This window comes from Okibacterium sp. HSC-33S16, from assembly GCF_024171565.1.
Lineage (GTDB): Bacteria > Actinomycetota > Actinomycetes > Actinomycetales > Microbacteriaceae > Mycetocola_A.
The window spans coordinates 787238-799206 of the sequence record NZ_JALJZZ010000001.1; the positions used below are offsets into that span (position 1 = coordinate 787238).

Genomic DNA, 11969 nt, shown 5'->3' on the forward strand with positions numbered 1-11969 from the left:
GGTGCGGTAGAAATGGAACACCATGACTGACAACGACGCACAAACGGGCGGGCTGCGTGCCCGGAAGCGGGCAGCCACCCGAGCGGTCATCGAACAGACCGCGGTCCGTCTTGTGCGCGAACACGGCTACGACAATGTCACGGTCGAAATGGTCTGCGACGAGAGCATGGTGTCGCAGAGAACTTTCTTCAACTACTTCGGGTCGAAGGAAGGCGTCATCCTCGGCCCTGCCCCGTCGCTCGACGACCTTGATGGCGAGCGCTTCGTCAGGACACCCGGCGATGACATCGTTCATGACCTCGTGAGGATTATGGCATCCGCTCTTCTGGACGAGTCAGCAGATGCAGAACTCCTGCGGGCCAGATTTTTGGTGATCACGACGACGCCTGAACTCCTCGGGCGCCAGATGGAGTGGATGAGCGCCCAGGAGGGTGAACTCATCGCACTCGTGCTGGAGCGGTTCAGCGCCGAGGGTCGAACCGATGAGGACCTGCCTGACGAGGCGGCCATGGTCGTGGCTCTCGCTTTCACGGTCTTGCGGTACACGTTGCAAAAACTGTTCGCCGAATCTCCGGCACGCTCAGCCGAGGACACCCTGTCCCACGCTTCCGCCCTGATTCGTCGGATCGCCGTCGGGCGCTAAGAGCGCTCAGGCTGCCCCGGGCGACGGCTCGCAGATCACGACCGGAATGTCTCGGTCGGTCTTGCTCTGGTACCGGGCATAGCCGCGGTAGGCGCGCACGATCTCCGGCCAGAGTTCGCGTTTCTCCTCCGACGTAGCCGTGCGGGCGTGAAATCGACGCCGAACGTCGTCGATGGTGATTTCGACGTCGGGCGCGGCGTTCAGGTTTCGGTACCACTGGGGGTCGGTGTCGTTACCGCCCTTCGACGCGACGAGGACAAGACGGTCGCTTGTGACGATCGGGGCGGTGAGGAGCGTTGACCGCGGCTTTCCGGTTGTCCGCCCGACCGTGTGTAACTCGACCACCTGCATGCGGCCGAGGGTGCGGCCGATGCGCCCACCCGTGACGGCGAGCACGAGCCGGTGGACGCCGTTCATTGCGCGCATGCCGAAATCTGTCACTGCTGCTGGTACCCCCATGTTCGGCAGTGTATGTCGCCCGGACCACAAGCGAAACCCGGTGCCTTTAGGGTAGGAGTCGTGCATCCCCGAACCACGTCGCGGCTCCTCGGCACGTGGGTCGACCCGGAGACCGCGTTTGTGACCCTGTTCGCCACCTCGGCGAACGCGTTCTGGCTCGATAGTGGCCCCACCGCCTCGACCGGGTACAGCTACCTCGGCGATGGATCGACAGTCGTGACCGCTTCGGTTGCCGACGGCACCGTGACCACCTCAAGCGCACTGGGCTCCCACACCACAGCAGGTTCGATCTTCGACGCCCTGTCGCTGCTGCTCGCCGACGGTGGCCCGGCACCGGTGAGCGGCGACTTCGCGCCCGGCTGGGTGGGCTGGTTAGGGTACGAGGCCGGTGCGTCAGAGACCGGCACCCGCCACCACACCTCGCGTTACCCCGACGCGGCCTTCCTCCAACCCCGGCGCCTGCTCGTGTTCGACCACGCTCAACGCACCGTGACGGCGATCGTCACCGGCGACACCGCCGACACTGCCGACGAGTGGGGCTGGCTCTCCCCGCTCGGCCAGCCGCTCGACGCCGCGATCCCTGAGCCGCACCCGGCCGCTCTCGCCCCTGCGCGATGGCGGCACAGCCGATCGGCATACGGTTCCCTGATCACCCGGGCGCAGGAGCAGATCCGAGCCGGCAACGCTTACCAGCTCTGCCTCACCAATGAAGTTCTCGTCGACGGAAGCTTCGACCCTGTCGCGATCTACCGGCGGCTCCGCCACACCAGCCCCAGCCATCACGGGGGCCTGCTCCGATTCGGTGACATCGCGCTGGTCAGCTCATCGCCCGAACAATTCCTCCGAATCGCCCCGGACGGCACCATCACCACCCGCCCGATCAAAGGCACACGGCCACGCGGAAGCGATATCGAAACGGATGCCATCGAGCGGCACAGCCTGTTGGCCAGCGAGAAAGAACGTGCAGAAAACCTGATGATCGTCGATCTCATGCGCAACGACCTCGGCCGCGTGGCGGCCCTCGGCAGTGTGCGCGTGACCGAACTGCTCGCCGTGGAGAGCTACGCCCAGGTGCACCAGCTCGTCAGTACCGTCACAGCCCGGCTTGCGCCGGGTCTGTCAGCGGTGGACGCGGTCGCAGCTGCGTTCCCGGCCGGATCGATGACGGGTGCCCCGAAAATGTCGGCCATGGCGATCCTCGACGGCCTCGAAGCTGGCCCGCGAGGGGTGTACTCCGGGGCCTTCGGCTATGTCGGACTCGACGGCAGCGTCGACCTCGCCATGGTGATTCGCAGCATCCTGATCGATCCGGCCGGCGCCGCAATCGGCACCGGCGGCGGCATCACCGCGCTCTCCGTTGTCGACGAAGAAATCGAGGAAACGCGGCTCAAGGCCGCCGCATTACTCGATGCGCTCGGCATCCGCGAACAGGAAGTAGGCTAGTTCTTTGGACCGTGATTGAGCCTGCCCCTGCTCCCCGTACGGTTCCTTTCCGCTTATGAATGAGAGCCCCGTGTCACACGACGAACTGAATCAGGCCGGCCACAAATACGACTTTGCCGCGATCCAGGAAAAGTGGCTGCCGGTCTGGGACGAACTGAAGCCTTTCGCCACAACCGACTCCACCGACCGCCGGCCACGCAAGTATGTGCTCGACATGTTCCCGTACCCGTCAGGCGACCTTCACATGGGCCACGCTGAGGCGTTCGGTTTCGGCGACATCGTCGCTCGCTACTGGCGCCAGCAGGGGTTCAACGTGCTCCACCCGATCGGTTGGGACTCGTTTGGCCTGCCCGCCGAGAACGCTGCCATCAAGCGCGGCGTCGACCCTCGCGAATGGACCTACGAGAACATCGCCCAACAGAAGAAGAGCTTCCGCACCTACGCGCCGTCCTTCGACTGGGACCGCGAGCTGCACACCTCCGACCCCGAGTACTACCGGTGGACCCAGTGGCTGTTCCTGCAGCTGTATAAGAAGGGCCTGGCCTACCGCAAGGACAGTGCCGTCAACTGGTGCCCGTTCGACCAGACCGTGCTCGCCAACGAGCAGGTCGTCGACGGCCGGTGCGAGCGCTGTGGCAACCTTGTCACCAAGAAGAAACTCAACCAGTGGTACTTCCGCATCACCGACTACGCTGACCGTCTCGTCGACGACCTCAAGCAACTCGAAGGTGCATGGCCCACCAAGGTGCTGAGCATGCAGCGCAACTGGGTGGGCCGGTCAACCGGTGCCGACGTCGACTTCACCATCGAGGGTCGCGACGGTGTTGTTCCCGTGTACACGACACGCCCAGACACCCTCTACGGCGTGACCTTCATGGTCGTTGCCGTTGACAGCGAGCTCGCGTCCGAACTGGTCGCCGGCGCGTCGGAGGAAACCCAGACCGCCTTCGCCGAGTACCTCGAGCGGGTCAAAGGCGAGAGCGACATTGACCGCCTGAGCACCGAGCGCGACAAGACCGGCGTGTTCCTCGAGCGATACGCCGTCAACCCGATCAACGGAGAGCGCATCCCGATCTGGGCCTCCGATTATGTGCTTGCCGACTACGGGCACGGCGCCATCATGGCGGTGCCAGCGCACGACCAGCGCGACCTCGACTTCGCTCGCGCCTTCGACCTCCCGGTGCGCGTTGTCGTCGACACCAACCAGCCGGTCACCGGTGCCATCCCCGTGCTCATCGACGGTGAGTTTCCCGACGACCTGCCCCAGACAGACCCCACGGTCACCGGTGAAGCCCTCGTGGGTCCCGGACGCCTCATCAACTCGGGTCCATTCAACGGACTGTCGAAGAACTCCGCCATCGCCAAGGTGACCGAGGCGCTCAACGCCTCAGGTTTTGGTCGCTCAGCCAAGAACTACCGGCTCCGCGACTGGCTGATCTCCCGCCAGCGCTACTGGGGCACACCGATCCCGATCATCCACTGCGAGAAGTGCGGCGAGGTTCCGGTCCCCGAAGACCAGTTGCCGATCGAGCTTCCGTCGGCCGAAGGGCTTGACCTGCAGCCGAAGGGCACGAGCCCGCTCGGTGCCGCCGACGACTGGATCAACGTCGCCTGCCCGAATTGCGATGGCCCCGCTCTCCGCGACTCGGACACGATGGACACGTTCGTCGACAGCTCCTGGTACTACCTGCGCTACCTCAACGCCACATCCGACACGGTCGCCTTCGACCCGGCCGAGGCCGAAAAGTGGGCGCCGATTGACCAGTACGTCGGTGGTGTCGAGCACGCCATCCTGCACCTGCTGTACTCGCGGTTCATGACCAAGGTGCTCTACGACCTCGACTACCTCACCTTCACCGAGCCGTTCACCTCGCTGCTCAACCAAGGCATGGTTCTCATGGACGGCGCGAAGATGTCGAAGAGCCGGGGTAATCTCGTCGAGTTCGCGAGCGAGCTGTCGCTCTACGGCGCTGACGCCCTCCGGGTCACCCTGGCTTTCGCGAGCCCGCCCGAGGACGACATCGACTGGGCCGATGTCTCGCCAGCCGGTTCCGCGAAGTTCCTGGCGCGGGCATGGCGAGTGGCACAAGATGTCACAAGCGCTCCCACCGTCGTCTGGAAGACGGGCGACCCTGCGCTGCGCCGTGTGACGCACCGGTTCCTCGCCGATGCTCCCGGCCTCGTCGAATCGTTCAAATTCAACGTCGTCATCGCCCGGCTCATGGAACTCGTGAACGCGACCCGCAAGGTCATCGACAGTGGAGCAGGACCGGCGGATGCCGCGGTGCGCGAAGCCGCCGAAGTCACGGCCGTCGCCCTCAACCTGTTTGCGCCATACACGGCCGAAGACATGTGGGAGAAGCTCGGTTACGAACCCACCGTCGCTCAGGTGCTGTGGCGCAAAGCCGACCCGACCCTCCTCGTCGAGGAAAGCGTTACCTGCGTCGTTCAGGTCGACGGCAAGGTCCGCGACCGGCTCGACGTCTCGCCGAAAATCGATACCGATGAGCTCGAGAAGCAAGCGCGAGCCTCGGCCGCGGTCATCCGTGCGATCGACGGTCGGGAGATTGTCAACGTGGTCGTTCGCGCTCCGCGCGTGGTGAGTATCGCCACCCGCAAGTAACCCAGGCCCGTCAGGACCCGCCTTCCTGCACAGGGAGGCGGGTCTTTTCGTTCCGCCACAGGCCGGCTTACGCCGCGTCGGGTCCGCAGAAAACGACTTGGCTTGTCGTATGGCTCCGCAGTCGCACGCGCGCCCCGCGCACCGGGCTTCTGTGCGATCACGGACCGCACCCCAGACGCGCCGATCGCCGAGGGTAAGGCTGGGCATCGGCGCCATGGTTGTCCTGCTCATCACCGGGCTCACCGTCGCCGTAGTGGTGTCACTCCTCGGGTCAGCCGGTGCCACCACCACTCTCGACGGATCGCCGTCAGGAACCCCGACGTCCGGTACCGAGTCGGGCCGCGGGAGCTCGGGGCAGACGGTGTACGTCCACATCCTCGGCGCGGTTGCTGCGCCCGGCGTTTACTCGCTTCGAGACGGTGACCGGGTGCTCGACGCCGTTGCGGCGGCGGGCGGCTTCACAATGACCGCTGACCAGCGCGGCGTGAACCTGGCCCGCTTTGTGGTCGACGGCGAACAGATCCTGGTCCCGGAGATGGGAGCGGCCCCACCGGGGAACGGCTCATCATCCGGTGGGGCGTCAGCGCGGGATTCCGGCACCGTGAACATCAACACAGCGACGAGTGACCAGCTCGAGGAGTTGCCACGCGTGGGGCCGGAAATGGCTTCACGGATCATCGCCTGGCGCGACGCGAACGGGCCGTTCACCGTGGTTGACGAGCTGATGAATGTGACGGGAATCGGCCAGAAGACGTTCGACGCACTCAAGGAGTTGGTGACGGTATGACGGGTGCTTCGAGTCGCCGGCACCGTCTCGCCGTGCCCGCCGCGGGGGTGTGGGTCTCATCCGCACTCCTCGTTGGTGCGCCGGAGCACGCGTGGTGGGCGGGGCTGGGTGTCCTGGCCCTCTCTCTCGCTTTCGCCGCTGCCGCGGGACACCATGAGCTGCGCGGACGCTCCCGCGCGAGACACGTACAGGAGCGCAGCCTCCGGGGGAGCCCGCTCACAGAGCACCTCGTGTCCTGGCAGGGGATCCTCGCCGTGACGTTCCTCGGTATGGCCCTCGTGGCATCGGTCATCAGCATTCGCGACGCGTCACGGTCGCCGCCCCTCCTCGAGTCCGCGTTCGACACTGGGCGATCGGTGACCGTGGTCGTGACGGTCACCGACAAGACCGAGCTCCAGGTGCGCACGTCGTCGGCACCGTGGGACCGTTCGACCGACGGCGTGGTCCAGTCCGAAGAGCAACGCATCCGCGGCACAGCGACCATGCTGACTGTGGGGCGGTCGACGGCAGCGGTGTCTGTGCCCGTTGTAGTCTTCGCCAGGGTTGGACCCAACGGACTCACCGCGATCGGACAAGTGGTCTCTCTCACCGGGAAGGCGAAGGCGACCGAACCGGGGGAGCAGGCTGCGGCGCTGATCTTCGCCACGGACGTGACGACGGTCACCGAACCGCCGGCGTGGCTGGCCTGGGCACCGGGCATGCGCTCCACGCTGGTGGAGAAGGCGAAAGAGTTGCCCGGTCGAGGAGGTGAGTTGCTTCCTGGGCTCGCCGTTGGCGACACCAGCGCGGTGTCCGAGAGCCTCGACGCGGCGATGAAAGCCAGTTCCCTCAGCCACCTCACCGCGGTTTCCGGGGCCAATTGCGCCGTCATCGTCGCGGTCATCGTGCTCCTGCTGGCCGCAGTAGGCGCCCCGCGCTGGCTCCGGATCAGCGGCGCACTCGCCGGGCTCGGCGCATTCGTCATCCTGGTGACACCCGAGCCCAGCGTCGTCCGCGCGGCGCTCATGGCGGTCGCCGTGCTGCTCACACTCGCGGGTGGACGGCCGGCGGCCGGAGTACCCCTGCTCAGCCTTGTCGTCCTCGTTCTGCTCATCGGCGATCCGTGGATGTCGCGCAGTTATGGGTTCGTATTGTCCGTGCTCGCCACAGCCGGGCTGCTCGTCCTCACGCGGCCGCTGACCCGACTTCTGGCCGGGTGGATGCCGCGCCCGCTGGCCGCCGCTATCGCTCTGCCGCTGGCTGCACAGCTCGCCTGCCAGCCTGTGCTCATCCTGCTCGACGCATCGATTCCGCTCTACGGCATTCCGGCGAATCTTCTGGCCGCCCCGGCTGCTCCCGCCGCAACGCTGCTTGGCCTGCTGGCGTGCCTGTCGGCAGCGTTCCCTCCGCTCTCGGGACTTGCCCTCTGGCTTGGCTGGCTGCCCGCGTCGTGGATCGCCGGGATCGCAGGCACATCGGCGTCGCTTCCCGCCGCACGGCTGCCGTGGCTTGAGGGGGGAACCGGCGCATTCTTGCTCGCCGGAATCACTGCCGCGGCGCTGGCACTCCCGTTTGCTCGAGCGCGGGGTCGTCGACGGCTGGCGCTGGCCCTGTCTGCGCTTCTCGTACTCACCGGCGGGCTCTACGCGGGCGCGGCCGTGGCGGACCGGATCGGACCGCGACTCGCACTGCCACCCGACTGGAGCTACGCCGCCTGCGATGTCGGGCAGGGTGACGCCGTACTGATCCGCAGCGGCGACGCAATCGCCCTCATCGACACCGGCCCCGATCCCGCACTCCTGACCACCTGCCTTGACTCTCTCGGCGTTGTGCGCCTCGACCTTCTCGTCCTCACCCACTTCGACCTCGACCACGTTGGTGGCGTTGCAGCTGTGATCGGGCGCGTCGATCGGGTTCTCAGCGGCGTGCCCGATAATGACGGTGACGAACGGATGCTGCGGGGCCTCGACACACACGGAGCGAACGTCTCGGGCGCACGTGCGGGGCAGAGCGGTGCCCTGGGCAGCCTCGACTGGCAGGTGCTCTGGCCGCCAGGTCATACTCGCAACCCGCCGACCGGCAATGACGGCAGCGTTGTGCTTCTCGTCGACGGCAACGGGATCCGCTCACTCTTTCTCGGCGACCTGTCCGAGCAAGCGCAGGAGGCAATGCTGGCTACCCGCGTGCTGCGAGGAACGGTTGACCTCGTCAAGGTGGCGCACCACGGGTCGGCCGACCAGAGTGCACGACTGTATGAGCGGATCCGCGCACGGGCCGGCCTCATCTCGGTCGGGGCCGACAACGATTACGGGCACCCTGCCCCGTCGATTCTCGGTGTCCTGCGCAGGGCAGGGACGACCGCCATTCGCACCGACCGTTGCGGCATGATCGTGGTCGGCCCGGCGACGACCGGGCTCAGCGTCTGGACCGAGCGGCGAGGGGCCGGCTGCCCATGATCCTGTCGGGCGCCGCCGGTAAGCTGGAAGGTGAAGGACGGTGAATGGTGGCAGCTGCACGAGGCGGGGCATCCGCTCGAACGGCGACGAAAGTCGCTATTCCCCAATTGGGTTGGAACGAGGTTCGCCCGGCACCGGTCGTTCTGGTCTCCGGGCCGCAAGGTTTCCTCGCTGATCGCGCCATCAGACTGCTGCGTGATTTCCTCAAGGCGGAAGACCCGAGCCTTGAAGTCAACGATATTCAGGCCGATAGCTATGCACCGGGTGAGCTGCTTACCCTCGCAAGCCCGTCGTTGTTTGGCGAACCGCGACTGATTCGCGTCAGCAACGTGGAGAAGAGTTCAGATGCCTTTCTCCTCGACTCGCTGTCGTACCTCGAGTCGCCGGCCGACGGTGCCTACGTTGTGCTGCGTCACGGGGGAGGGGTCCGTGGAAAGAAGCTCCTCGACGCTGTGCGGGCGAGCAAAGCACATGCCATCGAGATCGTCTGTGCGGAGCTGAAGAAAGAGAGCGACAAGTTCGACTTTGCTGCCGCGGAGTTCAAAGCAGCAGGCAAACCGATTCGCCCCGCCGCCTTGCGCGCAATCGTCTCGGCATTTGCTGACGACCTGGCCGAGCTGGCCGGTGCGTGTGCGCAGCTCATCGCCGACAGCAGTTCCGAGGTGACCGAGGCCGTGGTGAACCGGTACTACGGTGGCCGGGTTGAAACCAACGCTTTCGCGGTGGCCGACGCCGCGATCGCCGGACGCTACGCCGAGGCTCTGGTCGGACTGAGGCACGCCCTCGCGTCAGGTGCCGACCCCGTGCCGCTCGTTGCGGCCTTCGCCAGCAAACTCCGCACCATGGCCAAGGTACAGGGCGGTCGTGGTTCGTCTGCAGACCTGGCCCGACAGTTCGGGCTTGCACCCTGGCAGGTAGACCGCGCGCGCCGCGACCTGTCCGGCTGGACCGACCAGGGCCTCGGCCGGTGCATCCAGGTTCTCGCCGACACCGATGCCAGTGTGAAGGGTGAGGGCCGCGACCCGGTCTATGCCCTCGAACGCATGGTGTACACGGTGGCTGGGCGCGGTCGACTGCCGCGCTGACCGCGACTGGCGTCTCACTGCGACCGACGCCTCGCTGCAACGAAAAAGGCCCCGCCGAAGCGGAGCCTTTTTAATCGACCGGAGTCGGACGCTTAGAGCGCAGCAGCCTTCTTGGCGAGGGCCGACTTGCGGTTCGCAGCCTGGTTCTTGTGGATGACGCCCTTGCTGACGGCCTTGTCGAGCTTCTTCGACGCGTTCTTCACGGTCGCTTCTGCCACGGCCTTGTCGCCGGCGACGATCGCTGCACGGGCCTGGCGCACGACGGTGCGGAGCTCGCTCTTGACCGCCTTGTTGCGCTCGGTTGCCTTCTTGTTGGTGCCGATTCGCTTGATCTGCGACTTAATATTTGCCACGTTTAATACGCTTTCGTTTGTTCTGAATGGAAGTGCCGGTCAGCGAGAGAGGGCGCATTCCGACGAAAATCGTGCGGAGTCATCCACACGCAAGTCAACAAGTCACTCTATCAGCCGTCGTCGATTAGGAGAAATTTGCGGCGGCGTGTGTGGCAGCCGCCCCGTGGCATCCGTTCTGGGACGAAAATCGATGCCATCGATGACTGTGATTGCGGATCGACCAGCGCCGCGGCCATGGGACAATGGGGAGTTAGTCCGTCCCACTCTTTTGAATCCTGAGGAACGCGTGAGCCCCAAAGCTGTCAAGGCACTCGAGCCCGCCGCGACCGACCCGTCGTTCATTCGCAACTTCTGCATCATTGCGCACATCGACCACGGTAAGTCGACGCTGGCAGACCGGATGCTGTCTGTCACCGGAGCGGTCGCTGACCGTGACATGAGGGCGCAATACCTCGACCGGATGGACATTGAGCGTGAGCGCGGAATCACTATCAAGAGCCAGGCCGTACGGATGCCGTGGGACGTCGACGGTCAGACCTACGCCCTCAACATGATCGATACGCCGGGCCACGTCGACTTCACCTATGAAGTTTCGCGCTCACTCGCCGCGTGTGAAGGAGCGATTCTGCTCGTCGACGCCGCACAGGGGATCGAAGCGCAGACGCTCGCCAACCTGTACCTGGCGATGGAGAACGATCTGGAGATCATTCCGGTTCTCAACAAGATCGACCTCCCGGCCGCTGATCCGGACAAGTACGCGAAGGAAATCGCGAACCTTATCGGTGGATCGCCGGAAGACGTGCTGAAGGTGTCCGGAAAGACCGGAATGGGCGTCGAGGCGCTGCTGGACCGAGTGGTCGAGCGGATCCCGAACCCGGTCGGCGACCCTCACGCTCCGGCGCGCGCCATGATTTTCGACTCGGTGTACGACACCTACCGCGGCGTCATCACCTACGTGCGCATGATCGACGGCCAGTTGAGCCCGCGCGAGCGAATCCAGATGATGTCGACGCGCGCGGTGCACGAGCTTCTCGAGATCGGCGTCAGCTCTCCTGAGCCGGTACCCACGAAGGGGCTCGGGGTTGGCGAGGTCGGATACCTCATTACCGGTGTGAAGGACGTGCGCCAGTCAAAGGTGGGCGACACGGTCACGACCGCGGCGAAGCCGTCCACCGAGGCGCTTCCGGGATACACCGACCCTAAGCCGATGGTGTTCTCCGGGCTCTACCCGATCGACGGCAGCGACTACCCGGTTCTGCGTGACGCCCTCGACAAGCTCAAATTGTCGGATGCGTCGTTGAACTATGAACCGGAAACCTCTGTCGCCCTCGGGTTCGGGTTCCGTTGCGGGTTCCTCGGGCTGCTTCACCTTGAGATCGTGACCGAGCGGCTGGAGCGCGAGTTCAATCTCGACCTCATCGCCACGGCGCCGAGCGTGACCTACGAAGTGACCACCGACGACAAGAAGACCGTCACGGTCACGAACCCCAGTGAGTTCCCGAGCGGCAAAATCTCCTCCGTCGAGGAGCCCATGGTCAAGGTCGGCATCCTGGCGCCGAAAGACTACGTCGGCGCCATTATGGAGTTGTGCCAGGGCCGCCGCGGAGCGCTCCTCGGCATGGAGTACTTCGGTGAGGATCGGGTGGAGCTTCGCTACACGATGCCCCTTGGTGAGATCGTCTTCGACTTCTTCGACCACCTCAAGAGCCGCACGCAGGGTTACGCTTCGCTCGATTACGAGCCGTCCGGTTCGCAGACCGCTGACCTGGTGAAGGTCGACATTCTGCTTCAGGGCGAGCAGGTCGATGCGTTCAGCGCCATCGTGCACCGGGATAAGGCCTACGCATACGGGCTTCTGATGACCGAGCGCCTCAAGAAATTGATCCCGCGCCAGCAGTTCGAAGTTCCTATCCAGGCAGCTATCGGCGCTCGTATCATTGCGAGGGAGTCGGTGCGTGCCATGCGCAAGGACGTGCTCGCGAAGTGTTACGGCGGTGACATCAGTCGTAAGCGCAAACTGCTCGAGAAGCAGAAAGAAGGAAAGAAGCGCATGAAGATGGTCGGCCGCGTTGAGGTTCCGCAGGAGGCGTTCATTGCTGCGCTGAGCGGTGACACCGAGGTCGCGAAAGACAAGAAGTAGC

Annotated in this window: 9 protein-coding genes; 7 read left to right on the forward strand and 2 right to left on the reverse strand. The window is 65.1% G+C overall.

Annotated features, from left to right (window positions below):
* Positions 1–22 precede the first annotated feature (22 nt).
* Positions 23–643 (forward strand): TetR/AcrR family transcriptional regulator, encoded by a 621-nt coding sequence (locus L1277_RS03830; RefSeq protein ID WP_253375006.1) that lies wholly within the window; start codon positions 23–25, stop codon positions 641–643.
* A 6-nt stretch (positions 644–649) separates the two neighbouring features.
* On the opposite strand, the gene L1277_RS03835 is transcribed toward L1277_RS03830, so the two are convergent.
* Complete coding sequence (locus L1277_RS03835) at positions 650–1102, reverse strand: nitroreductase/quinone reductase family protein (RefSeq protein ID WP_253375007.1); 453 nt, start codon at positions 1100–1102, stop codon at positions 650–652.
* Positions 1103–1162: 60 nt separating this feature from the next.
* Between L1277_RS03835 and pabB the strand changes: the two genes are divergently transcribed.
* The 5 genes from pabB to holA all read left to right on the forward strand — a co-directional run bounded on the left by pabB (position 1163) and on the right by holA (position 9475).
* Positions 1163–2545 carry an aminodeoxychorismate synthase component I gene (gene pabB, locus L1277_RS03840; RefSeq protein ID WP_253375008.1) on the forward strand — a complete coding sequence of 461 codons (1383 nt, stop codon included), beginning with the start codon at positions 1163–1165 and terminating at the stop codon, positions 2543–2545.
* Positions 2546–2615: 70 nt separating this feature from the next.
* Positions 2616–5168 carry a leucine--tRNA ligase gene (gene leuS / locus L1277_RS03845; protein WP_253375009.1) on the forward strand — a complete coding sequence of 851 codons (2553 nt, stop codon included), beginning with the start codon at positions 2616–2618 and terminating at the stop codon, positions 5166–5168.
* Between the two features lie 214 nt (positions 5169–5382).
* Positions 5383–5955 carry a helix-hairpin-helix domain-containing protein gene (locus L1277_RS03850; RefSeq protein WP_253375010.1) on the forward strand — a complete coding sequence of 191 codons (573 nt, stop codon included), beginning with the start codon at positions 5383–5385 and terminating at the stop codon, positions 5953–5955.
* Positions 5952–8390 carry a ComEC/Rec2 family competence protein gene (locus tag L1277_RS03855; RefSeq protein ID WP_253375011.1) on the forward strand — a complete coding sequence of 813 codons (2439 nt, stop codon included), beginning with the start codon at positions 5952–5954 and terminating at the stop codon, positions 8388–8390. The genes L1277_RS03850 and L1277_RS03855 overlap by 4 nt, the downstream gene beginning before the upstream one ends.
* A 44-nt stretch (positions 8391–8434) precedes the next feature.
* A complete protein-coding gene (gene holA, locus L1277_RS03860; protein WP_253375012.1) occupies positions 8435–9475 on the forward strand; it encodes a DNA polymerase III subunit delta in 1041 nt (346 codons plus the stop codon).
* Between the two features lie 92 nt (positions 9476–9567).
* On the opposite strand, the gene rpsT is transcribed toward holA, so the two are convergent.
* Positions 9568–9828, reverse strand: coding sequence for a 30S ribosomal protein S20 (rpsT, locus tag L1277_RS03865; RefSeq protein ID WP_253375013.1), 261 nt, complete (start codon positions 9826–9828; stop codon positions 9568–9570).
* 286 nt (positions 9829–10114) lie between these two features.
* Here rpsT and lepA point away from each other — a divergent pair, with 286 nt between their 5' ends.
* Positions 10115–11968: a translation elongation factor 4 gene (gene lepA, locus L1277_RS03870; RefSeq protein ID WP_253375014.1), complete on the forward strand. Its 1854-nt coding sequence runs from the start codon at positions 10115–10117 to the stop codon at positions 11966–11968.
* The last annotated feature ends 1 nt before the right edge of the window (position 11969 follow it).

What these genes read in the sequence shown, in the direction of transcription:
- L1277_RS03850 (WP_253375010.1), top strand. Translation starts at nt 5,383, where the DNA reads ATGGTTGTCCTGCTCATCACCGGGCTCACCGTCGCCGTAGTGGTGTCA.
- L1277_RS03855 (WP_253375011.1), top strand. Translation starts at nt 5,952, where the DNA reads ATGACGGGTGCTTCGAGTCGCCGGCACCGTCTCGCCGTGCCCGCCGCG.
- L1277_RS03835 (WP_253375007.1), bottom strand. Translation starts at nt 1,102, where the DNA reads ATGGGGGTACCAGCAGCAGTGACAGATTTCGGCATGCGCGCAATGAAC.
- L1277_RS03830 (WP_253375006.1), top strand. Translation starts at nt 23, where the DNA reads ATGACTGACAACGACGCACAAACGGGCGGGCTGCGTGCCCGGAAGCGG.
- holA (WP_253375012.1), top strand. Translation starts at nt 8,435, where the DNA reads ATGGTGGCAGCTGCACGAGGCGGGGCATCCGCTCGAACGGCGACGAAA.